A 23,566-nucleotide genomic window follows, 5' to 3' on the forward strand; every position below is an offset into this window, starting at 1 on the left:
GATGCCTCGCTTGGAGAAATCGCTTGGCCTTTCAGAATGTAGTCGGCTCGCCAGTGCGCCCGCCGCTGCTTCGGCGCTTCTCCTGGCGCCTGCCCTCTCAGAACATGCAGCTTGCCCTGCTGCTACTGGCAGCAGCGTTTCTTATCCGCTTGCCGCAGTTTGGGAACTCTCTGTTCGGTGAAGATGAGCAGTTCTACCTGCTGGTCGGCGAGCGCATGCTCCATGGTTCGGTTCCTTACGTCGACATCTGGGATCGCAAGCCGTTCGGCCTTTTTGCGCTTTTCGCATCATTTTGGCTGATCAATTCAGACGGCTTTCTGGTTGCACAGACTGCCGCGACGCTTTCAGCCGCTTCAACCGCCTTCGTCATCGCGCTGATCGCATGTCGTTTCACGAACGTTGCCGCTGCAGCCGGCGCCGGCATCTTCTATCTGCTGCTCCTCTCCGTCCTCGGCGGCGACGCTGCCCAGACGCCGGTCTTCTATAATCTGCTGATCGTCACGGCCGCCTGGCTGATCCTCCCGACGAACCACGCGCTAGATGGCCGGCAGGACATGAAGCGTGCGATGGCCGCGATGCTGCTTTGTGGGATCGCCATTCAGATCAAGACGAATGCCGTTTTTGAGGGGGTGTGCTTTGGTTGCTGGTTGATGGTCCGCATGTGGGGGCGCGTGCCCGTGGCCCTGCTTCTCCAGCGCGCCACAGCTTTTGCGGTGATCGGCCTGGCTCCCACTTTGATGGTGGCGGCCGGCTATGCGTGGATCGGTCACTTCGACAGCTGGTGGTTCGCCAACATGGTGTCGCAACTGCAGAAAGAAGGCGGACTGTCACCAGATGCGCTGCAGCGGCTTCTCGGCCTTGCACCAAGCTTGGTGATGTTGGCGGTCGTCGGCATACTTGGCACGCTTCGGCTCAAGCCTTCGGGGACTCGCACGTTCTTGGTCGCTTGGGCGATGTGCGCATTTGCGGACACGTTCGTACTGGGCAATTTCTGGCGGCACTATACGCTGCCTTTCACGATTCCGGCAGCGATCTTGTCCGCGCCCCTGTTCGCGATGCCGCGGGTCGGGTTGGCGGTATTCCTGTCCCTTTCCGCTTGGCCACTGGTCGACTCGCAGATCTTTGACCGCATTGATGAAGCGCAGGGGCGCGACGTTCTAAACACCACCCTCGCAGCCATTCCTAGCGACGCACCGACACAGTGCCTGCTCGGCTACGAGGTTCCGGCAGCCTATTATGTTCTGACGCACGCCTGCCTGGTGACGCCGTACCTGTTCATCGATCAACTACGATCCTCGGCGGAAGCTCCCGCGCTGCCCGTGCCTGCCCATTTGGCACTGCGTCAGGCGCTGCAACGCCGCCCAGGCACAATCTTGACCGTCGCAAACTCCCACTGGGCGATGCGCAACCACACCAATGATGCGCTGCTCGCGAAGACCTTGCGTCAGGAGTACCGGCTCATCGCGCATTTGCCTTTCCGAAGGACAGCTCAGTACCAACAAATCTTGCTTGTCTGGCGTCGGACAGACCTTCCGGTCAAGCAACTCTGACGAGCGGTCGACCTCGGCGAACGGCCGGGAAGCCTTTGGTTAGGCAAATCTAAATCCTTGCGCGCTACCTCTACCGGCAACCCGGGGTCATAGAGTTTGCAATGAGCGCTTTTGGTCGACGCAGTGGAATGAGTGGCCCGGGAAGCGGGCGTCCGGCTTTCGGAGTCGCACGTCCGATGCAGGGCTCCGGCCCGGCGTCGTCGCGCCCGGAACCCTCGGCACTGGGGGGTGATCAATTCCCCCCCTTGAACGCCGTCCCGCTCCCGGGTGCCGCCAGCGCCTCCCCTGATCCGTTCGCGCAACAGGATCCGACCGGCCCCAGCCTGGCGAGCAGCGATGCGATGCAGCGGCTTGCCGACCGCCAGGCCGCATCGGGCGACGCAGGCAATTCGCGAATGGAAGGTTTCGAGGCCTCGATCCACCGCATCAAGGAACAGGTGCTGCCGCGCCTGCTGGAGCGCGTCGATCCCGAAGCGGCCGCGACCCTGTCCAAGGATGAACTGGCGGAGGAATTCCGCCCGATCATCGGCGAAGTGCTCGCCGAGCTCAAGCTGACCCTCAACCGTCGCGAGCAGTTCGCGCTGGAAAAGGTGCTGGTCGATGAACTGCTCGGGCTCGGGCCGCTTGAGGAACTGCTTGCCGATCCGGCCATCTCCGACATCATGGTCAATGGCCCGGAGCAGACCTTCATCGAGCGCAAGGGCAAGCTCGAACTCGCCAACATCCAGTTCCGCGACGAGGAGCATCTGTTCCAGATCGCCCAGCGAATCTGCAACTCGGTCGGCCGCCGCGTCGACCAGACGACACCGCTTGCCGACGCCCGCCTCAAGGACGGCAGCCGCGTCAACGTGATCGTGCCGCCGCTCAGCCTGCGCGGCACGGCGATCTCGATCCGTAAATTCTCGGCCAAGCCGATCACGCTCGACATGATGGCCAAGGGCGGGTCCATGTCCGACAAGATGGCGACGATGCTGAAGATCGCCGGCGCCAGCCGCTTCAACGTCGTCATCTCGGGCGGTACCGGTTCGGGCAAGACGACGATGCTCAACGCCCTGTCGAAGATGATCGACCCGGGCGAGCGCGTGCTGACCATCGAGGACGCCGCCGAACTCCGCCTGCAGCAGCCGCACTGGCTGCCGCTCGAAACCCGCCCGCCGAACCTGGAGGGCCAGGGCGAGATCACGATCCGCGACTTGGTCAAGAACGCGCTGCGTATGCGCCCGGATCGCATCATCCTGGGCGAAATTCGTGGATCCGAGTGCTTCGACATGCTCTCGGCGATGAACACCGGTCACGACGGCTCGATGTGCACGCTCCACTCCAACTCCCCGCGCGAAGCGCTGGCGCGTATGGAGAACATGGTGATGATGTCGGACATCAAGGTGCCCAAGGAAGCGATCTCGCGCCAGATCGCCGACTCGGTCGACTTGATCATCCAGGTGAAGCGCCTGCGCGACGGTTCGCGCCGCGTGACCAACGTCACCGAAGTGATCGGCATGGAAGGCCCGGTGATCGTCACCCAGGAGCTGTTCAAGTTCGAATATCTCGACGAGAGCGCCGACGGGAAGATCATCGGCGAGTACCGGTCGATGGGCCTGCGCCCCTACACTCTGGAAAAGGCCAAGCAGTACGGATTCGACCAGGCGATGCTCGAGGCGTGCCTCTGACGCGCTGATCCGGCCTCTCGGGGCCGGGGAGGATTGAAGGCCGGGCCTTGCAGCCGCTAAATAGCGGCATGTTCACGACGCTGCTGCTTCCCGCCATGATCGCCGTCCAGCCGCAGGCGAGTACGCAGCTTGCGAACGATGCCGAGTCGCGCTGGGTGCCCTTCGAGCTGACCGCGGGCAATCAGTTGCGCTTCGCGATCCAGGTCAATGGCCGCCCCGCCTTCGCGATACTGGACAGCGGCGTCACCGACAGCTTCGTCACCGCCGCCTTCGCCGACCGGATCGGGCTCAAGGCGCGCGCCCGCGAACAGGCGACTGCGATCGGCGGCTCGGTCGAGATCGGCTGGGCGCGCGGTGGGACCATCGCGTTTGGCGGCCTCACGCGCGCCGGCAGCCGTATCGGCATCTCGGGAGCCGAGGGCCTGTTTCCGTTCGGGGCGGACATGTTCGTCGGGGCCGACGTGCTGTCCTGCTGCGCGCTCGACATCGATTACGACGCGCGACGCTTCCGCCTGTTGCCGAGCGGGCGCATGCCGTTCACCGGCACCACTGTGCCGCTGTCGCGCGCCAGCACCGGGCTGTTCCGCTCGGAAGTGAGCGTCGCGGGGCATCGCCTGCGGCCGGTGGTGGTCGACACGGGCGACGGCTCCAGCCTCACCATCAGCCGCGCGAACTGGATCGCCGCCGGGCTCGGAAACACGCGGCTCACCACGACCCTCGGCTGGGGCATGGGCGGCGTTTCGATCGCCGACACGGCGGTGGTGTCCCCGGTGGCGCTCGGCACGCTCGCGGTGCCCGAGTCGGAGATCCGTATCGAGGATCCGGGCGGGTTTCTGACAATCAGCAGCAGCGCGGGCCGGATCGGCAGCGGGTTGCTGATGCGCTTCCGCGTGCTGATGGACCCCGGGGCCGGCCGCATGGTGCTGCGTCCGGGGCAGCAGATCGACGCGCCGGTCATCCGCTCCACCAGCGGGCTGTTGATGCACCAGGATCCGACTCAGCTTCGCGTGATCCACGTCATGCGCAATTCGCCCGCAGCCGCTGGCGGTTGGCGTGACGGCGAGGCGATCTGCGACGTCAACGGCGTGGCCGTGGCGGACCTGACTCGGCTGGGCGGCGCCATCAACTGGGGCGCAGGCGCGCCGGGCACGACCGTCCGGCTCACGCTGTGCGACGGCACCAGGCGCAGCCTGACGCTGCGCCGCTTCTACTGAGCCGCCCTAGCGCAGGTTCAAGGCGACGCTGACCAGGATCAAGGCCGCCAGCAGCGCGAGAAGCTGGATGAGCGGCCAGGGCACCAGGCCGACGCGGTCCAGGTCCTTCCGATTGCGGCGGCGGTGCTCGCCAATGCCGCTCGCGATCGCCACCGTCACGGCCGCCCCTGCCCCTATCCACAGTTCAGGATGCACGCGCAAAGGTCCTTGGATGCGATGAGGCTGCTACTGCACGACCATAACTCAAGTTGGTCACCAACGAACCCTTAACCATTGCGCTTTACCAATATTCTTCGTGCCACGTCGAATCCGCTCCCTCCTGTCGGTCCTTCGCGATGAAGTCGACACCTATGCCAGCACGAGCGAGGAGATCGCCGCGCGAACCAACCTGCTTGCGCTGAACGCGGCGATCGAGGCGGCGAGGTCCGGCGAGGCCGGACGCGGCTTTTCGGTGGTCGCTCAGGAGGTAAAGGCACTGGCCCAGCAGGCGCGGACCGCCAGCCACGATTTCCGCTCGGAAGTGCGCGAGCGGCTGGCACTCGGCGCCGGCATCGCCGACGAGATGGTGAACGAGATCGAGGGCACCCGCCTTGTCGAGCTCGCCCAGGCACTCATCCAGAACGTCACGCGCCATCTGTACGGGCGCAGCATCGACCTGCGCATCATGGCATCCGACGCGGAGGTCATCGAAGCGACGCTCGATCCGACCCCCGAGAAACTGGCGGCGGCGCAGGCGCGCCTCGCCCTCTTCACGGCCACCTCGCCTTATTATCTCAATGCCTTCGTCGCCGATGCCGACGGGCGCGTGCTGCTCACGTCGGATCCGAACGCCCGCGTCCGCACGACGAACCTCAGCACCGCGTCGCAGTTCCTGAAGGCCATGGCGAGCACGCAGCGCGAACAATGGTTCACCGACGAGGTATGGCAGAATCCCTGGTCGGATCACCGCGCCGTCCTCGTGTTCGTCACCGGCATCCGGCCGCGCGGGCAATCTGGGGTTCCGGCCGGCGTGTTCTATGTCGAATTCGACTGGCAGGGCCACATCCCCGCGATCATCTCCGACCGCACTCTGTTCGGCGACAAGGATTGGGCACGCACGCATATCTCGATTGTGGACGAAGCAGCGCGCATCGTCGCCGATTCCAGCGGATCGCGCTACGGCGAGGTGCTGCCGCTTCCCACCAAAGCCGTTCGTGGCGCGGAAGCACGGCCCGACGCCACGATCGCCTTTGCCAGCGCGTCGGACTATCACGGGTTCGACGGGCTAGGCCTGCGCTGCGTCATCGAGCAGAAGATGCTGAGCGCCGAAGAGATCCGCGCATCGCTCGGCGGCTTCAAGGGACGCCACGCGCCGTGACGACTCAGCTGGCGAGCTTCTCGATCTTGTCCTGAAGCCGCGCCAGTTCCGCCTTCAACGCCGCGACGTCGTCCCCGCTTCCCGCCTGCGCTTCGCTCGCCACCGGCGCGGCAGCGCCCGTGGTCGCCACCGCCGGCTTGAACGCGCTCGCCGCCGCCTCGAACATCGCCATGTTGCGCTTCGCCAATTCGGCGAAGGGCGACCCTGCGAACGCCCCTTCCACCGCGGTGCGGAACTGCTCCTGGTTGTGGCGGAAGCTGTCCATCGACGCCTCCAGATAGCCCGGCACCATCGCCTGCATCGAGTCGCCGTACAGCGAGATCAGCTGGCGCAGGAAGCTGACCGGCAGCATCGTCTGCCCGCGGGATTCCTCTTCCATGATGATCTGGGTGAGGACGTTGTGGGTGATGTCCTCGTCCGACTTGGCATCGACCACCTTGAAGTCTCGGCCTTCCTTCGTCATCGCCGCCAGATGCTCCAGCGTGATGTAGGAAGAAGTCTCGGTATTGTAGAGCCGCCGGTTCGCGTATTTCTTTATGATGACCGGACCGCTTCCAGGTGCTGCCTTCTTCATGGGACCCTCTCGCGTGTTTGACGGACACCTATCAGATTTTCATTCCGCGCCGCAACACGGACCGCGTCCGCTCCCCTTGTTTCTTGCGATGCTGCACGACGAAACTGCAGCATCGCCCGAGCGCCGTGCCGCGGCACTTGCCGGCCTGCGCAGGTATCAGGAGGCGGCGCGTCCCCAACCGCGCCCGTCCAAGCCCGCGATCGCCGCCGCCGGTCGGGCGCGACTGCGCGATTACGGCGGAAGCGGGCGGCCCGTCGTCTTCGTGCCGTCGCTGATCAACCCACCGCGCGTCCTCGACCTTTCACGCGGCAATTCGCTGCTCCGCTGGCTCGCACGCCAGGGAGTACGTCCCCTGCTGGTGGATTGGGGCACCCCCACGCCTGCCGATCGCGGCATGGACGTCACTGCGCATGTCGAGGCGCTGCTGCTGCCGATGCTGCGCAGCCTCGATCGGCCGCCGGTGCTGGTCGGCTATTGCCTGGGCGGCACGCTGGCGATCGCCGCGGCAGGCGCGGTACGGACGGCGGGCGTCGCCACCATCGCCGCGCCGTGGCATTTCGGCGGATATGGCGACGCGACCGCGCCCATCGCGAAGCTGTGGTCGCAAGCCCACGCCACCTGCGAGCAGCTCGGCGTGGTGCCGATGGAAGTGCTTCAGGCGGGTTTTTGGCAGCTGGATCCCGCCCGCACGGTGAGCAAGTTCGAACGTTTCGGCCGGCTGGATCCTGCCAGTCCCGCCGCCCGCGCCTTCGTCGCGCTGGAGGATTGGGCGAACGGCGGCGCGCCGCTCCCTTACGCCGCCGGGCGCCAGCTGTTCGACGACTTCTTCTCCGCCGACCTGTCCGGCACCGGCCGCTGGCAGGTGCAGGGCCGCACCGTCGACCCCGCTGCGCTCGACTGCCCCAGCCTGGCGTTCGTCTCCACTACCGACCGCATCGTTCCCGGCGCAAGCGCACCCCCTGCCGACGAACGCCGTGAAAGCGCGCTCGGCCATGTCGGAATGGTGGTCGGCAGCCGCGCCCGCGCCGCGCTGTGGCAGCCATTGGCCGACTGGCTAACCCGCCTGCCCGCGACTAGATAGCGCCCAACCAGAACAGACACCGCAGGAGCCCGCCATGACCTCGCCCGCCGACATCGTCATCACCGCCGCCAAGCGCACGCCGGTCGGCAGCTTCCTCGGCGCCTTCGCGACGACCCCGGCGCACGAGCTGGGCCGCGCCGCGATCGAAGCCGCACTGGCGCAATCGGGCGTGAAGGGCGAGGAGGTCTCGGAAGTGATCCTGGGCCAGGTCCTCACTGCCGGACAGGGCCAGAACCCTGCGCGCCAGGCCGCCATGGCTGCCGGTATCCCCAAGGAAGTACCGGCCTGGGGCGTGCAGCAGGTCTGCGGCTCGGGCCTGCGCGCAGTGGCGCTGGCCTATCAGGCGATTGCGACCGGTGACGCGACGATCGTCGTCGCCGGCGGCCAGGAGTCGATGTCGATGAGCCCGCACGCGCAATCGCTGCGGCCCGGCACCAAGATGGGCGACGTCAGCCTGGTCGACACGATGATCAAGGACGGGCTGACCGACGTGTTCAACGGCTATCACATGGGCATCACCGCCGAGAACCTGGCCGACCAGTATCAGGTCACCCGTGAGGACCAGGACAGCTTCGCCGTGCGCTCGCAGAACCTGGCGGAAAAGGCGCGCGCGAGCGGGCGCTTCGCCGACGAGATCGCGCCGGTGACGATCAAGGGCCGCAAGGGCGACACGGTGGTGGACCAGGACGAGTATATCCGTGCCGGCGCCACGGTGGAGGGCGTGTCGGGCCTGCGTCCCGCCTTCAAGAAGGACGGCACGGTGACCGCGGCCAACGCTTCAGGCATCAATGACGGCGCAGCGGCGCTGGTGGTGATGCGCCGCGACGAGGCCGAGCGCCGCGGCGCTCCGATCCTCGCGCGCATCGCCAGCTGGGCAAGCGTGGGAGTCGACCCTTCGGTGATGGGCATCGGCCCGGTTCCCGCCAGCCGTCGCGCTTTGGAAAAGGCGGGCTGGCAGATCGCCGACCTCGACCTCATCGAAGCCAACGAAGCCTTTGCCGCGCAGGCGCTTGCAGTTGGCAAGGAGCTCGGCTGGGACGCCGACAAGGTCAACGTCAACGGCGGCGCCATCGCCATCGGCCACCCGATCGGCGCCAGCGGCGCGCGGGTTCTTACGACGCTGCTGCATGAGATGCAGAAGCGTGATGCAAAGAAGGGGCTGGCGACTCTGTGCATCGGCGGCGGCATGGGCATCGCTATGTGCGTGGAGCGATAAGATAATACCAATATGAACCTTGAATTAATATTGCGCGCGCCCCGCCCCTTTGGCAACTAACGGATATAAGGCGTAACATTGCTGCAACACCTCCGCTAGAAACATCGCCGACATAATAATCGTTCTTGCTGGTGGCGGGGGAAAGCACTTTCATCGCTCCGGGCATCACGCCCAGGGGCAAATAATAATGAAACTTTCTAATCTGATGGGAGCTACCGCGCTTGCTAGCGCAGCCTTCCTCTTCCCTCAGATCGCATTTGCACAAGGCAGCCAGCCCGTCGAGGCGGCGCCGTGCAATGAGGATCCAAATGGTGGTCCGGACTGCGTGAAGGATGCGACCGGTGCCGAGGACAACTCTGGAACCGTCACCATCACCGGTTCGCGCATTCGTCGCCCGAACCTGGAATCGACGGTTCCGATCACGTCGCTTTCCGGCGAACAGTTCTTCGCGCAAGGCGATTCCAACGTCGGCGAAACGCTGAACGAACTGCCCCAGCTGCGCAGCACTTTTTCGCAGCAAAATCCCGGCCTGGGTATCGGCATCGCCGGCCTCAACCTGCTCGATCTGCGCGGCCTCGGAACGTCGCGTACGCTCGTCCTGGTAAACGGCCGCCGCCATGTCGCTGCAGACATCCTGAACAACGCTGTCTCGCCGGACATCAACAGCATTCCGAACGATCTGATCGAGCGGGTCGACGTCGTGACCGGCGGCAACTCCGCCATCTATGGTTCGGACGCCATCGCTGGCGTCGTCAACTTCGTCCTGCGCCGCGATTATGACGGTCTGCAGATCCGCGGGCAGACCGGCATCTCGCCTGACGGCTTCGGCGCGAACCAGTATATCTCTGCGATGGGCGGCAAGAACTTTGCAGATGGCCGCGGCAACGTGACGCTGCATGCCGAATATTCGAACCAGGACCGCGTGTTCGGTTCGGAGCTTCCGTGGCTCCGGCAGGTCAACGGCACGGGCGTGGTCGATGTGGACCCCTCCGGCCTTACCGGTGGTAGCGATGGATTCCCGGACTCGATCTTCCTTCGCGACGTACGCAGCGCGTCGATCAACCGCTTCGGTCTGATCCCGATCAGCCAGCGTGCCACCCAAGCGGGTTGCGGGATCGGCGCAGGCGCCTCCAACGGCCCGCCCTCATCCGTCGGCGGCACGCCGTACAACTGCACCTATCTGTTCCAGCCCGGCGGCAACCTCGTTGCGCAGACCGGCACGCGCTACGGTGCCGGCATCATCGGCGGCATCCTGGGTGGTAACGGACAGACCGGACGCGAAGGCAAGCTGCTCTCCATCCAGCCTGAGGTGAAGCGGTACAATTTCAACCTGCTCGCGCACTTCGCGATCAGCGACGCCTTCGAACCCTTCATCGAGGCGAAGTACACGCGCGTCGACGCGGTCGGCAACAACGCAAGCCCAACCGGTATTCAGGGCATTTTCAGCCAGTTCGACTTCCGCGAACGCACCCGGCTCGACAATCCGTTCCTGACGCCGGCCCAGCGCGGCCAGATCGCCGGTCTCATCCTGGCGTCGGGCTGCAACACCAGCCTTCAGGTCGCCTGCTCGACTGCAGCGGGTGCGCTTGCTGCACGGTCGGCGACTGCCGGCCAGGGCACGGGCGGTCAGCTCAACGCCGCCGACATCGCCGCGATCAACGCCGGCACCTATCGCTTCGTCACCGCGCGCTCGCTCGAGGACGTCGGCAATCGCGACGAAGTGTTCCGGCGTGACACCTACCGGATCGTCGGCGGCGTGCGCGGCACGTTCAACGAGGATTGGGGTTACGAAGTCTCGTTGAACTACGGCAAATTCGAGCAGACCGTAGACACCAACGGCTATGTCGATCGTCAGCGCTTCATGCTCGCGCTCGACGCAGGACGCAATCCGGTGACCGGCGCGATCCAGTGCCGCTCGCAGTTCGACCCGGCCGCTGCCGTGGCGTTCGACTCCGGCGCATTCCAGACCGGCTCGGCGGGTCGCACCAGCCCGGGCCAGCCCGGCAGGCTCGCGTCCGACGTCGCCGCCTGCGTGGCGTATAATCCGTTCGGCAACGCCAACAATCAGGCGGCGGTGAATTACTTCACGCGGAGCATACACACCGACGCGTCGCTTGAGCAGTTCGTCGCATCGGCGTTCGTCTCGGGCGATCTGAGCCAGTTGTTCGAACTGCCCGGCGGCCCGATCGGGTTCGCGCTCGGTGCAGAATACCGGCGTGAAGATGGCACCTATTTCGACGATCCGTTCGTCACCGAGGGTGACGCCACCGCCGGAACGCAGAGCAACACCAACACGGTCGTGATCGGCAATTTTGATCCCCCGGCCTTCACCGTGAAGGAACTGTTCGGCGAACTTCGCGTGCCGCTCGTCAAGGACGTGTTCCTTCTGCACGAACTCAGCCTGAGCGGCGCGGCGCGCGTGGCGGACTACAACAACGCCACCGGCACCGTCTGGACGTACAATGCGGGCGTCGACTGGGCTCCGGTTCAGGATCTGCGGTTCCGCGCGAACTATAGCCGCGCGGTTCGTTCGCCGAACCTGTCGGAGTTGTACTTCCCGGCAATCGCGAACTTCGCACCCGGCTTCGTGGATCCTTGCTCGCCCAATCAGCTTGCCAACAACCCGAACCGTCCGGCGAACTGCCTGGCACAGGTCGGCGGCAACGCAGCAATCCTTGCCGGCATTCCCAACGTAACGCAGTCGCTGGCCGTCATCAGCGGCAGCAATCCCAACCTTGAAGAGGAAAAGTCCTCGTCCTGGACGTTCGGCGGCGTGTTCCAGCCCAGGTTCGTTCCTGGCCTGTCGCTCAGCGTCGACTATTACAACATCAAGGTCGAGAACGTCATCGTCTCGCTGACTGCGCAGCAGATCGCCAACAACTGCGTCGACCAGCCAACCACCGAGAATGTCTTCTGCGGCCTCTTCCAGCGCTACCTCGGCCCAACGCCGGGCCCGCTTGCAGAAGTGCAGGGGCAGATTGCCGGCAACACGCTGATCCAGGCCGGTGTGAACTTCGCGGCCCGCAAGCGCCGCGGCATCGACACCAACCTGGCATATCGCACCAACCTGGGCAGCAATGTCACGCTCAGCACCAACGTGATCTACACGCACAATCTTCAGATCAGCAACTTCGAGAATCCGGCGCTGCCTGATTTCGAGAATCGCGTGCTGAGCGAATTGGGCGATCCCAAGGACGAGTTCCGCTGGGATACCGATATCGGCATCGGTGCGTTCACGCTGGGCTATCGCATGCGCTACATCGGCCCGATGTACACCAGCTCGTACGAGAACTTCGAGTCGCTGCCGAGCGCCTGCTCCACTCCTACGACTTGCCCGCCCAACAACGTGGATGTGGTCGATCCGCGGAAGTACCCCTCGATCTTCTATCACGACCTGCGCTTCGCCTATGACGTGAACAAGCAGTTCGAGTTTTATGTTGGCGCAGACAACATCCTCAACACGCACCCGCCGCTCGGCCTTTCGGGAACCGGCACCGGTGCTACCACCGACCGCGGCACCGGTAACGCCTCGATCTACGACGCATTCGGCCGCAAGGTGTATGCCGGCTTCCGCGCCCGCTTCTAAAGCAGGACGAGCGCATATTCAGGGGATCGGAACGATGTTCCGATCCCCTTTTCGTGGCTGCAAGGTGAAGCTTCCGCTTTGGGATGGCATGGGCCCTGCGAGCGTGGCACCTAATTCCCATGACTAGCCACGTGCCCATCGCCAGCCACGCCGAAACGCTGGCGCAGAACGGCAGATTGCCAGAAGCGCTGGCGCTCCTGCACGATGCTGCTGCCCGCAACGATTCAGACGCGTGTTTCTGTTTGGCGTTGTGGCACCTTGCCGGCCGGTTCGTGCCGCGCGACCTTGCGCGCTCGCGATCCTACCTTCGCACGGCGCGCGAACTGGGCGATCCTGACGCAGCCTCGATGGAAATCGCGCTGACGGCCAATGGGACCGGAGCACCCGCGGACTGGCCCGGCGCACTGCGCCTGCTCCGTGCCGCGGCGCTGCGCAACTCTGCGGCAGCAGCCGAACTGAAGCTCGTAGAAGAGATGGACTTGGCAGAGGACGGTACGCCAACCCGCCTGCCCGAAGCTGAAAAACTTGTTCCAGATGGTGCCGTCACGCGTTTCCGGGGCCTGTTGTCCACAGCGGAGTGCGAGCAAGTCGCGCGCGCGGCCGTCGGATGGCTTGAACCCGCAGTCGTCGTCGATCCACAGAGCGGCCGGCAGGTCCGACATCCGCATCGCACCTCCGATGGCGCGGTTTTGGGCCCCACGCGCGAAACGCTCCCGATCCGCGCGATCAACCTGCGGATTGCGGCGATCAGCGGAACGGCCGTCGACCAAGGCGAGGCACTGATCGTGCTCCGCTACGTGCCGGGCCAGGAGTTCCGCCCCCATCTCGACGCGCTTCCTGCCACGCGAAACCAGCGCACAATGACGGCATTGGTCTACCTGAACGACACGCTCCGCGGCGGCGAAACGCGCTTTCCGGCCTATGGCTTGGACGTCAGGCCAAAGGCCGGCGACGCGATCCTCTTTCGCAACACCCTTCCCGACGGATCGCCGGATCCCCGCGCGATCCATGCAGGGGCGCCGGTCTCCCAGGGAGTGAAGTGGCTCGCGACCCGCTGGATCCGCGCTCGCCCGTTCGACGTCTGGAACGGTCCCGAAAGCGCAGTCTGATCCTCAAAACCAAAGCCGCGCATATCTTCCGCCCAGCGCCGTGAGCAGCTCATATTCGGACAAGCCGGTCAGAGCCGCGGTTTCCGGCAGCGCGTAGCTTAGCGAGACCCAGTCGCCTTCCGCTACCCCCGGTGCGGCAGCAATATCGATCGCGAGCAAGTCCATCGACACGCGCCCGAGGACGGGCAGCTCGGCGCCGCCGAACCGAGCGCGCCCCTTGCCCGAGAAGCAACGGAGATAGCCGTCGGCATAGCCGATGTTGAGGATCGCCACCTCGGTATCCGCAGGCGCAGTGAAGGTGGCGTTATAGCCCACGGTTTCCCCGGCCCGCACCGATCGCCGCTGCAGCACCTGGGCCTCAGGCTGTACGACCTGCCGGATCGCCGTGGCGAATTCGGCGCGGGCGATCCCCCCGTATAACGCCAGTCCCGGACGCGTAAGATCGAAATGATAGCCGCTCCCCAGCGCGATCCCCGCCGAATTCGCCAGGCTCATCCGCTTGGCCGTCGTGCGCCCCGCCAGCGCCGCGAAGCGTTCGCGCTGGCGATCGTTCATCGCGCTGTCCTCGTCCGCACAGGCGAGATGGCTCATCAGCGTCTCGATCTGCAATCCCTCGAGCAGCCCTGCCGCCACGTCGGCGGTCGATACGCCCAGCCGGTTCATGCCGGTATCGACCATCACGTCGCAGGCGCCGCCGTCCGCCTGCCGCCAGCGCGCGATCTGCTCGGGCGAGTTCAGCACCGGCCGCACGCCGGCGGGCCGGTCCGCGATATCTTCCTCGCGGACGCCGTGAAGCACCGATAGTGTCACCCCCAGATCGGCAAGCGCGCGCGCCTCGCTCCAATGCGCGACGAAGAAGTCCCGGCACCCTGCCGCCGCCAGCCGCTTGACGACTTCGTGCGCGCCCAGGCCATAGCCGTCCGCCTTCACCGCCGCACCGCAGGTCGCGCTGCCGCTCATCGCCGCGAGCGTCTTCCAGTTATGAACCAGCGCGGCGCCGTCGAGCCGCAGGCGAAGGGGAGAGGATGCCATCCCTTCCGGTTAGCCGCCCGTTCGCCCCGACGCAAAGCAGGATGCCGCTTCCCGCCCCCGGTGCGGCTCAGTCCAGATTGGGCCGCAGGTACCGCGCCGCGAGATCCAGCGGGATGCCGCGCCGCGCCGCATAATCCGCCACTTGGTCCTGCCCCACGCGCGCCACGCCGAAATACTCGGCTTGCGGATGCCCGAAATAGAAGCCCGACACGGCCGCGGTCGGCAACATCGCGAAGCTTTCGGTCAGCGTCGTGCCGGTGCGCGCCTCCGCATCCAGCATATCGAACAAGATCGGCTTCAGGCTGTGCTCGGGGCAGGCCGGGTAGCCGGGCGCCGGGCGGATGCCGCGATACTTCTCCCGGATCAGCGCATCATTGTCGAGCTGCTCGCCGACCGCATAACCCCACAATTCGGTGCGGACATGCTGGTGCAGCCGCTCGGCGAATGCCTCCGCCAGACGGTCGGCAAGCGCCTTGAGCAGGATGTCCGAATAATCGTCGATCGCTTCCTTGAAACGCGCGAGATGCGAGTCGATGCCGTGAATCGACACCGCGAAGCCGCCGATCCAGTCGCCTGTGGAGTCAATGAAGTCGGCCAGGCACATGTTCGCCCGCCCCTCGCGCTTCGCGATCTGTTGGCGCAGCATCGGCAGGCGCACGCTGGCCTCGTTGGTGCGGTCCAGATCGGGTATGTGGAAATGTTCGGGCACGCTGGCGCCGTCGGGGCTGCGATGGTCGTTCGAATGCCGGGTCTGCACCCAGATATCGTCGCCGCTGCGATGACACGGCCACAGCCCGGCAACGCCGCGCGCGGTCAGCCACTTCTCGGCGATGATCCGGTCGAGCATCTTCTGTGCGTCTTCGAACAGGCCGGTAGCGCTTTCGCCGACGACCTCGTCCTGCAGGATCGCCGGATAATTGCCCGCGAGTTCCCAGGCGCGGAAGAACGGCGTCCAGTCGATATAAGCGCGCAGGTCGTTCAGATCCCAGTCGTCGAACGTGTGTACCCCCGGCTGCTTCGGCGCCGCCGGCTTGAGCGTCATGTCGGCCTGGAACCCGTTCGCCCGCGCCGCCTCCAGCGGCAGCAGCTCGCTCTGCCCCTTGCCGGCGCGCGCGACGCGCACCTGCTCATATTCCGCGGCGACCTTGGCGACATAGTCGTCGCGCTGGGTGTCCGAGACGAGCGCGGTCGCCACCCCCACCGCCCGGCTCGCGTCGAGCACATGGACCACGGGCCCCTTATACGCCGGCTCGATCCGCAATGCGGTGTGCACGCGGCTGGTGGTTGCCCCGCCGATCAGCAGCGGCATCGTCATGCTCGCGCGCTGCATCTCCTCGGCCACCGTCACCATCTCGTCCAGCGACGGGGTGATCAGCCCCGAAAGCCCGATCATGTCGGCGTCGTTCTCGTTGGCCGATTCCAGGATCTTCGACCAGGGCACCATCACCCCCAGATCGACCACGTCGAAGCCGTTGCACTGGAGCACCACGCCGACGATGTTCTTGCCGATATCGTGAACGTCGCCCTTCACGGTGGCCATGATGACCTTGCCCTTGCCCTTGGCGCCGGGCTCTTTGGCGGCCTCGATGAAGGGCAGCAGGTGCGCCACCGCCTTCTTCATCACACGCGCGGACTTCACTACCTGCGGCAGGAACATCTTGCCCGATCCGAACAGGTCGCCGACCACGTTCATGCCGTCCATCAGCGGGCCTTCGATCACTTCGATCGGCCGTGCGAACTGCTGGCGGCATTCCTCGGTGTCATCGACGACATGCGCGTCGATGCCCTTCACCAGCGCATATTCCAGCCGCTTGGTGACCGGCAGGCTGCGCCATTCCGCCGCGGCCTTCTCCGCCACCGCGTCGGTGCCGCGATACTTCTCGGCCAGCGCGACCAGCCGGTCGCCCGCCTCGGGATCCTTGTTGAGGATGACGTCCTCGACCGCGGTGCGCAGCTCGGGATCGATCTGGTCATAGACGTCGAGCTGGCCGGCATTGACGATCGCCATGTCCATGCCCGCGGGGATCGCATAGTATAGGAACACCGAGTGCATCGCCTTGCGCACCGGCTCGTTGCCGCGGAAGCTGAAGCTCAGGTTCGACAGTCCGCCCGAAATGTGGACATGCGGGCAACGCGCCTTGATCTCGCGGCACGCCTCGATGAAGTCGACGCCGTAATTGTTGTGGTCCTCGATCCCCGTCGCCACCGCGAACACATTGGGATCGAAGATGATGTCCTCGGGCGGGAAGCCGATCCCGACCAACAGGTCATAGGCGCGCGAGCAGATCTCGACCTTGCGTTCCTTGGTGTCCGCCTGCCCGACCTCGTCGAACGCCATCACCACCACCGCGGCACCGTACGCCATGCACTTGCGGGCATGCTCCAGGAACTGGTCGACGCCTTCCTTCATGCTGATCGAATTGACGATCGGCTTGCCCGAGACGCACTTCAGCCCCGCCTCGATCACGTCCCATTTCGAGCTGTCGACCATCACCGGGATCCGGGCGATGTCGGGCTCAGCCTGGATGAGCTTGAGGAAGGTGGTCATCGCCTCGTGCGCGTCGAGCAGCCCCTCGTCCATGTTGACGTCGAGCACCTGCGCGCCGGCCTCGACCTGCTGCAGCGCGACTTCCACCGCGGCGGCATAGTCGCCGTTCATGACCAGCTTCTTGAAGCGTGCCGATCCGGTGACGTTGGTGCGCTCGCCGATATTGACGAAACCGGTGGAGGAGAGGGTCATGCTTTTCTTTTCTTCCCCCTCTCCCGCTTGCGAGAGAGGGTCGGGGTGAGGGTGAGTAGGAAGTGATCTTCAAATAGGGGATGAGGCGGAAACATCCTCACCCAACCCTCTCCCGCAAGCGGGAGAGGGCTCGATCAGGCTGCCATTGTAAACGGTTCGAGCCCAGCCAATCGCGTCTGCACCGGAGGCGTCGGGATCGCGCGCGGCGGCAGCGTCTTCACTGCCTCCGCGATCGCTGCGATATGCGCCGGCGTAGACCCGCAGCATCCGCCGAGCACATTCACCTGCCCCGCATCGGCCCATTCCTTGACCAGCCCCGCAGTCGTCGCCGGCGCCTCGTCATAGGCGCCCAGTTCGTTGGGCAGCCCGGCGTTCGGATAAACCATGATCAGCGTGTCGCAGAGCGCGCTCAGCGTCTTCACATGCGGCCGCAGCTGTTCCGCCCCGAACGAGCAATTGAGCCCGATCGTCACCGGCTTGGCGTGCCGCACCGCGTGCCAGAACGCCTCGACCGTGTGGCCAGACAGGTTGCGCCCCGACAGATCGGTCAGCGTCATCGACATCATGATCGGCAAGTCGCGGCCCAGATCGTTCGCCGCCTCGATCGCCGCCATGATCCCGGCCTTGGCGTTGAGCGTGTCGAACACCGTCTCGATCAGGATGAAGTCGACTCCCCCCTCGACCAGCGCATCGATCTGCTCGCGATACACGTCCTTCAAATGATCGAAGTCGATCTCGCGATAGCCAGGATCGTTGACGTCGGGGCTCAACGACAGCGTCTTGTTGGTAGGCCCGAGCGCACCCGCGACGAAACGCGGGCGACCATCCCTGGCTTCGAACTCGTCGGCGATCGACCGCGCGAGCTTCGCGCTTTCGACGTTGATCGCGCGCACCAGATGCTCGGCACCGTAATCGGCCTGGCTGATCCGGTTGGCTGAGAAGGTGTTGGTCTCGGCGATGTCCGCCCCCGCCTCGAAATAGGCGCGGTGAATGCTCGCGGGCACTTCCGGCATGGTCAGCGCGAGGATGTCGTTGTTGCCCTTCTGGTCATGGCTCAGCCCGAGATTGCCGGCATAAGCCGCCTCGTCGAGCTTCCAGTTCTGGATCTCGGTTCCGAATGCGCCATCGGTGATCAGGATGCGCTTTGCGGCTTCGGCCAGCAGTTTCTCGCGTGCAGTCATGGTACTTCCTAATTCCTCCCCGGCACGGGGAGGGGGACCGCCAGCGCAAGCTGGTGGTGGAGGGGGCTCTCCTCCTGCCTTTCCGCTGGTGGAGAGCCCCCTCCACCACGCCGCTGCACGTCGCGGTCCCCCTCCCCGTGCCGGGGAGGAATAGCTAAGCTGCCGCCATCGAGACTTCGCTAACCGGCCGCACCCCCAGCAAATGGCAGATCGCGTAGCTCAGCTCGGCACGGTTGAGCGTGTAGAAGTGGAACTGCCGCACGCCGCCGGCATACAGCTTGCGGCACAGCTCGGCGGTCAGCGTGGCCGCGACCAGCTGGCGTGCCGCAGGGCGGTCGTCCAACCCTTCGAACAGCTTCTCCATCCAGCTCGGCACCGACGTCCCGCACATCGCCGACATCCGGACGACGCTGGCATAGTTCATCACCGGCATGATGCCGGGGACGATCTCGGCATCGATGCCGGCCTTGGCCGCGTCGTCACGGAAGCGGAAGAAGGTGTCGGGCTCGAAGAAGAACTGCGTGATCGCCCGGTTGGCGCCGGCATCGATCTTGCGCTTGAGATTGTCGAGATCGGCCTGGGCGTGCTCGGAATCCGGATGGCATTCGGGGTAGGCGGCAACCGAAATCTCGAAAGGATGCAGCTTGCGAAGTCCCGCGACCAGATCGGCGGCATTCTCATAGCCGCCGGGATGGGTGCTGTACTTCTCGCCAGCGCGGGGGGAGTCCCCGCGCAGGGCGACGATGTGGCGGACGCCCGAGGCCCAATATTCATCCGCGACCGCGTCGATTTCCTCGCGCGTCGCCTCGACGCAGGTGAGATGCGCGGCCGCCGGGATCGCCGTTTCGCGTGCGATCCGCGCCACCGTGTTGTGCGTCCGCTCCCGCGTCGTCCCACCGGCGCCATAGGTCACGCTGACGAAGCGGGGCCCGAGCGGCGACAGCGCCTGCACTGACTCCCACAGCGTTTCTTCCATCTTCTCGCTCTTGGGCGGGAAAAACTCGAAACTCACATCGATGTCGCCGGCCACATCGGCAAACAGCGGCGCGCCAAGGGGATCCACGTTGCTCATGCCGCCTTCACTTCCCTCATCTTCTCGCCGGCCTTGCGGCCCAGCCATAGTTTCACGGTGAGTTCGCCGCCCTCGAGGGTCTCCACCAGCACGGGAGCGAGCCCGACTCCTTTGAACCAGCCCAGTACCTGCTCGTCGGAGAAGCCGAGGCGGGCATGGGCGTCGCGGGTGCGCAGTTCCTCGCGCTCGTGCGGCGCGAAGTCGACGATCAGCAATCGCCCGCCATCCCGAAGCACCCGCGCCGCCTCGCCGATCGCCGCGCCTGGCTGCTGCGCGAAATGGAGCACGTGATGCAGGATCGCCGTGTCCGCCCCCAAATCGCCCAGCGGAAGCGCATACAAATCCGCCTGGCGCAGCTCGGCATTGTCCAATTTCCGTTCCGCCAGTTTCGCCCGGGCCAGGCGCAGCATCTCGGACGACCGGTCGACGCCCAGTGCCTGATCCGCGCGCGGCCCGAACAGCTCGATCATGCGTCCGGTGCCCGTGCCGATGTCGATCAGCGTACCCAGGCGGCCGTCGCCCAGCGCCTTGACCATCGCCGCCTCGACTTGACTTTCGGCCACATGAAGCGAGCGGATCGCGTCCCACTCGCCGGCATGCGCCTCGAACCACTCGGCCGCGGCGGTCGCACGGTCGGCACGTACCGCCGCCAGCCGCGCTTCGTCGGCAAGGGTCCAGTGATCCTGCTCATCCCAGCTGTCGAACGCGGCGAGGATCGGCTGGACCTTCGCAGCCGCGCCCAGCGCCACGAAGACCCAGCTTCCTTCCTTGCGCCGCTCGGCCAATCCGGCGTCGCACAGGATCTTCACGTGCCGCGAAACGCGCGGCTGGCTCTGTCCCAACACCTGCGCCAGCTCGCCGACGCTCAGTTCCATCGCGCGCAGCAGCGCGACGATGCGGAGGCGGGTCGGGTCGGCCAATGCACGAAAGATGGAGAGGGCGGATGTCATGTCGGATCGAGATATAAAGATATCTTTATATCAGGTCAATCGAGAGCGCCCGATTGCCTCCCCGCGCGGCAGCCGGTAGCCATTGCTTCAGCGTCAACCAGAAGGTCAATCAATGCGCACGATCCTCTTCCCCGCCCTCGCCCTGCTCGCGCTGTCGGCCTGCAACAACAAGGCGCAGAACGAAGCCGCGGAAGCGAACGAGACGATCACCGGCGACAGCAACACGATGGGCGAAGCCGTCGCCGACGTGAACGCAGCCAACGCCGCGACCGACGCCGCCTTTGACGCGGCCGAGAACAGCTACGAGGCCAATGTCACCGATGAAGGCGTGGCAGGCAACGAGATCACCGACTGACCGTTGAGGGTCCTCCACAGGAGAAGCCGGAATGCGTCTTTTGCCGTTGCTGCCACTCGCATTGGCGCTCGCCGCCTGCGGACAGGCTGACGAAGATCCGAGCGGGCTGACACCCGACGAGGCGCGCCAGCTGAACGAGGCCGCGGCGGCGATCGACATCAATTCCAGCACGCCCGTCAATCTTTCGGAGGATGCCCAATGACCCCCACGCGCGAACTCGGTGCGAGCGGCCTCGCAATTCCGCCGCTGGTACTTGGCGGCAATGTGTTCGGCTGGACGGTCGACAAGGCGCAGAGCTTCCGCATCCTCGACCGCTTCGCTGAAGCCGGGGGCGTGATGATCGATACCGCCGACGTTTATTCGGCCTGGGTCTCGGGCCATCAGGGCGGTGAGTCCGAAGCGATCATTGGCGAATGGCTGCGGCAGTCGGGCAAGCGCGACAAGGTGCTGCTCGCCACCAAAGTCGGCATGTTGCCCGGCGAGGGCGGTGAGAAGCTGGCTCCTGCCCGCATAGCTGCGGCGGCGGAAGCGTCCCTTCGCCGATTGGGCGTCGAGACGATTGATCTCTACTACGCGCATCAGGACGATGAGAGCGTGCCGCAGGAGGACGTCCTTGCCGCCTTCGGCACGCTGATCGACGCGGGCAAGGTGCGCGTCCTCGGCGCGTCCAACTTCCACGCGGTGCGTTTGAAGGCTGCACTCGACCTCGCCACTCGAGAGGGGCTGCCGCATTATCGAGTCCTCCAACCCGAATATAATCTGGTGAGCCGGCACAAGTTCGAGGGCGAACTCCAGAACCTCTGCGTGACTCACAATCTCGGCGTGCTGCCTTATTACGGACTCGCCTCGGGCTTCCTCACCGGCAAGTACCGCAGCGAGGCCGATCTCGGCAAAAGCGTTCGTGGCGGCCGCATGGGCGAGTTGCTGGCCGGAAAGGGCGGCGCGGTCCTCGCCGCCATGGACACGATAGCGGCCGAGACGGGTGCCAGCCATGCCCAGATCGCCCTTGCCTGGCTGGCTGCACAGGACGGCGTCACTGCGCCGATTGCCAGCGCGACTTCGATCGAACAGCTCGACGAACTGCTCGGCGCTTGGGACGTGGCACTGACGGATGCGCAACTCGACCGTCTGGTCGAGGCGGGGGCTTAACTCGCGCCTTTGCGTGAACCAAATCCATGTCCCCGCATTGACCCAGGCAATGCCTGAACAGACACATCCCCGCTGGCCGACCCGTCTCTGGATCGTCCGCCACGGCCAGAGCGCCGGCAATGTCGCACGCGACCGCGCGCATGAGGCCGGCGAGCATCACATCGACATCGACATGCGCGATGTCGATGTGCCGCTTTCCGAGCTCGGCGAGCAACAGTCCGATGCGCTTGGCCGCTGGTTCGCGCAGGGCCAGGGGCACGGCCGCCCCGACGTGATCCTCGCCAGCCCGTATGTCCGCGCGAGGGAAACCGCACGCCGCTTTCGAGACGCAGGGGGTGCCGACGCAGACGAACCGATCTGCGCCGACGAGCGTCTACGCGAAAAGGAGTTCGGGATCCTGGATGGCCTGACCACCGCCGGAATCCGCGCCCTTCAGCCCGACCAGGCCGACTTTCGCCGCCTGCTCGGGAAATTCTATCATCGCCCGCCCGGCGGAGAAAGCTGGTGCGACGTGATCTTTCGCCTGCGCTCGCTGCTGGACACGGTGTCGCTGCACTATGGTGGCCGGCAGGTCATGATCGTCGCGCATCAGGTGGTGGTGCTGTGTCTGCGCTACATCATCGAAAACCTGTCCGAGGCAGAGATACTCGCCATCGACAAGGCAGGCGACGTCGCCAACTGCTCGGTTACCGAATACGCCTTCGATCCCACCGCAGGCAAGGATGGCGGCCTCACCCTGGTCCGCTACAACGTCACCGCTTCGATGGAACAGGACGCGGTGGCTGAGGTCACGTCGGAACCCGACACCCCCGTGGCGGCACGCGGATGACGCCGCTCGACTCCGCTTGGCTGGCCGAAAACCCGCTTCCGCAGCCGGAGGGCGACACCGACAAGAACCGACGCGGCCGGGTGCTCGTCGCTGGCGGCTCAGAGACGGTGCCCGGTGCCCTGCGGCTGACGGGCGAGGCGGCACTCCGTGCGGGCGCGGGAAAGGTTCAGCTCGCGACCGTCGAGCGTGTCACGCTGGCACTTGGCATGACGATGCCGGAGGCTGCCGTGTTCCCACTCGCGGCGAATGCGTCGGGCGAACTGGGGGATGCCGCGGGACCGGTGCTTGCCGGGTATCTGGAACGCTGTGACTCGCTGGTTCTCGGTCCTGGAATGGGCCCGGACGCCGCAGCAGAAGCTATCCTGGCATGCGCGATTGCCGAACCGCGCGCCGGGCTCTCGCTTGTCGTCGACGCCGCGGCGCTGGGCGCTGCCGGCAACATGACAGAGCGACTGCGTGCGCATGAAGGGCGCGTGGTGCTGACGCCGCATCCTGGCGAGATGGTTCAGCTCATGGGCTGCGACGAAAGCCGCATCAAACACGATCCAGCCGCGCTGGTTCGCGAAGCCGCCGACCGGTTCGGCGCCACGGTGCTGCTCAAGGGAGCGCAGACCTTGGTCGCCTGCCCGGAACAGCCGGTGCTCCGGTACCCCGGTGGCGGACCCGGTCTCGCCACCGGCGGCTCGGGTGATATCCTCGCTGGCATCATCGGCGCACTTTTGTCACGCGGTGCGTCGCCGCAAACCGCCGCGGCATGGGGGGTGTGGCTCCACGGCGAGGCCGGACGGCGGCTCGCCGAAACCGTTGGTCCGCTCGGCTTCCTGGGACGGGACCTGCTTCCATTGATCCCGCGCCTGCTGGCTACCTCGCGCTAGGACACAAGAGGCATTTCGAAGATAGGGTA

At 65.6% G+C, this 23,566-nt stretch carries 20 protein-coding genes; 13 read left to right on the forward strand and 7 right to left on the reverse strand.

Features of this window, described 5'->3' with window-relative positions; genetic code table 11:
• The first annotated feature begins 23 nt into the window (after positions 1–23).
• From LZ586_RS08770 to LZ586_RS08780, 3 genes are all read left to right on the forward strand, one after another.
• Positions 24–1,550 (forward strand): hypothetical protein, encoded by a 1,527-nt coding sequence (locus tag LZ586_RS08770; protein ID WP_235079593.1) that lies wholly within the window; start codon positions 24–26, stop codon positions 1,548–1,550.
• A 101-nt stretch (positions 1,551–1,651) separates the two neighbouring features.
• A complete protein-coding gene (locus tag LZ586_RS08775) occupies positions 1,652–3,217 on the forward strand; it encodes a CpaF family protein (protein WP_235079595.1) in 1,566 nt (521 codons plus the stop codon).
• Between the two features lie 68 nt (positions 3,218–3,285).
• A complete protein-coding gene (locus LZ586_RS08780) occupies positions 3,286–4,431 on the forward strand; it encodes an aspartyl protease family protein (protein ID WP_235079596.1) in 1,146 nt (381 codons plus the stop codon).
• A 6-nt stretch (positions 4,432–4,437) separates the two neighbouring features.
• Here LZ586_RS08780 and LZ586_RS08785 read toward each other — a convergent pair whose 3' ends face one another.
• Positions 4,438–4,590, reverse strand: coding sequence for a hypothetical protein (locus tag LZ586_RS08785; protein ID WP_235079598.1), 153 nt, complete (start codon positions 4,588–4,590; stop codon positions 4,438–4,440).
• A gap of 136 nt (positions 4,591–4,726) precedes the next feature.
• Here LZ586_RS08785 and LZ586_RS18135 point away from each other — a divergent pair, with 136 nt between their 5' ends.
• Positions 4,727–5,788, forward strand: a complete 1,062-nt coding sequence (locus tag LZ586_RS18135; protein WP_413777321.1) for a methyl-accepting chemotaxis protein — start codon at positions 4,727–4,729, stop codon at positions 5,786–5,788.
• Positions 5,789–5,792: 4 nt separating this feature from the next.
• Here the strand turns inward: LZ586_RS18135 and phaR are convergent, their stop codons facing one another.
• The gene (gene phaR, locus LZ586_RS08795; RefSeq protein WP_235079607.1) at positions 5,793–6,362 is read right to left on the reverse strand and encodes a polyhydroxyalkanoate synthesis repressor PhaR; all 570 of its coding nucleotides are present in this window, start codon (positions 6,360–6,362) and stop codon (positions 5,793–5,795) included.
• 88 nt (positions 6,363–6,450) lie between these two features.
• Here phaR and LZ586_RS08800 point away from each other — a divergent pair, with 88 nt between their 5' ends.
• The 4 genes from LZ586_RS08800 (at position 6,451) to LZ586_RS08815 (ending at position 13,354) form a co-directional block, all read left to right on the forward strand.
• A complete protein-coding gene (locus LZ586_RS08800; protein WP_235079608.1) occupies positions 6,451–7,443 on the forward strand; it encodes an alpha/beta hydrolase in 993 nt (330 codons plus the stop codon).
• A gap of 34 nt (positions 7,444–7,477) precedes the next feature.
• Positions 7,478–8,659, forward strand: coding sequence for an acetyl-CoA C-acetyltransferase (locus LZ586_RS08805; protein WP_235079609.1), 1,182 nt, complete (start codon positions 7,478–7,480; stop codon positions 8,657–8,659).
• Between the two features lie 187 nt (positions 8,660–8,846).
• A complete protein-coding gene (locus LZ586_RS08810) occupies positions 8,847–12,245 on the forward strand; it encodes a TonB-dependent receptor domain-containing protein (protein ID WP_235079611.1) in 3,399 nt (1,132 codons plus the stop codon).
• A 119-nt stretch (positions 12,246–12,364) separates the two neighbouring features.
• Positions 12,365–13,354 carry a 2OG-Fe(II) oxygenase gene (locus LZ586_RS08815; RefSeq protein ID WP_235079613.1) on the forward strand — a complete coding sequence of 330 codons (990 nt, stop codon included), beginning with the start codon at positions 12,365–12,367 and terminating at the stop codon, positions 13,352–13,354.
• Between the two features lie 3 nt (positions 13,355–13,357).
• On the opposite strand, the gene alr is transcribed toward LZ586_RS08815, so the two are convergent.
• The 5 genes from alr to LZ586_RS08840 form a co-directional block, all read right to left on the reverse strand.
• Positions 13,358–14,386, reverse strand: a complete 1,029-nt coding sequence (gene alr, locus LZ586_RS08820; protein WP_235079614.1) for an alanine racemase — start codon at positions 14,384–14,386, stop codon at positions 13,358–13,360.
• A gap of 67 nt (positions 14,387–14,453) precedes the next feature.
• Entirely contained in the window at positions 14,454–17,126 is a 2,673-nt protein-coding gene (metH, locus tag LZ586_RS08825; RefSeq protein WP_235079616.1) for a methionine synthase, read from the reverse strand.
• A 134-nt stretch (positions 17,127–17,260) separates the two neighbouring features.
• Positions 17,261–18,307 carry a homocysteine S-methyltransferase family protein gene (locus tag LZ586_RS08830; RefSeq protein WP_235079617.1) on the reverse strand — a complete coding sequence of 349 codons (1,047 nt, stop codon included), beginning with the start codon at positions 18,305–18,307 and terminating at the stop codon, positions 17,261–17,263.
• Between the two features lie 154 nt (positions 18,308–18,461).
• Positions 18,462–19,379 carry a methylenetetrahydrofolate reductase gene (gene metF, locus LZ586_RS08835; RefSeq protein WP_235079620.1) on the reverse strand — a complete coding sequence of 306 codons (918 nt, stop codon included), beginning with the start codon at positions 19,377–19,379 and terminating at the stop codon, positions 18,462–18,464.
• A complete protein-coding gene (locus tag LZ586_RS08840; protein WP_235079625.1) occupies positions 19,376–20,329 on the reverse strand; it encodes an ArsR/SmtB family transcription factor in 954 nt (317 codons plus the stop codon). Before LZ586_RS08840 ends, metF begins: the two co-directional genes overlap by 4 nt.
• Before the next feature lie 112 nt (positions 20,330–20,441).
• On the opposite strand from LZ586_RS08840, the gene LZ586_RS08845 reads away from it, so the two are divergent.
• Genes LZ586_RS08845 through LZ586_RS08865 form a run of 5 tightly spaced genes read left to right on the forward strand, consistent with a single transcriptional unit; the run spans position 20,442 to position 23,537 of the window.
• Positions 20,442–20,684: a lipoprotein gene (locus tag LZ586_RS08845; RefSeq protein WP_235079631.1), complete on the forward strand. Its 243-nt coding sequence runs from the start codon at positions 20,442–20,444 to the stop codon at positions 20,682–20,684.
• A 31-nt stretch (positions 20,685–20,715) separates the two neighbouring features.
• Positions 20,716–20,886 (forward strand): hypothetical protein, encoded by a 171-nt coding sequence (locus LZ586_RS08850; RefSeq protein WP_235079632.1) that lies wholly within the window; start codon positions 20,716–20,718, stop codon positions 20,884–20,886.
• Positions 20,883–21,833 carry an aldo/keto reductase gene (locus LZ586_RS08855; RefSeq protein WP_235079634.1) on the forward strand — a complete coding sequence of 317 codons (951 nt, stop codon included), beginning with the start codon at positions 20,883–20,885 and terminating at the stop codon, positions 21,831–21,833. Before LZ586_RS08850 ends, LZ586_RS08855 begins: the two co-directional genes overlap by 4 nt.
• A 49-nt stretch (positions 21,834–21,882) precedes the next feature.
• The gene (locus LZ586_RS08860) at positions 21,883–22,662 is read left to right on the forward strand and encodes a histidine phosphatase family protein (RefSeq protein ID WP_235079635.1); all 780 of its coding nucleotides are present in this window, start codon (positions 21,883–21,885) and stop codon (positions 22,660–22,662) included.
• Positions 22,659–23,537, forward strand: coding sequence for an NAD(P)H-hydrate dehydratase (locus tag LZ586_RS08865; RefSeq protein ID WP_235079637.1), 879 nt, complete (start codon positions 22,659–22,661; stop codon positions 23,535–23,537). The genes LZ586_RS08860 and LZ586_RS08865 overlap by 4 nt, the downstream gene beginning before the upstream one ends.
• Positions 23,538–23,566: the final 29 nt, after the last annotated feature.

This window comes from Sphingomonas sp. S2-65, assembly GCF_021513175.1.
GTDB lineage: Bacteria > Pseudomonadota > Alphaproteobacteria > Sphingomonadales > Sphingomonadaceae > Sphingomonas.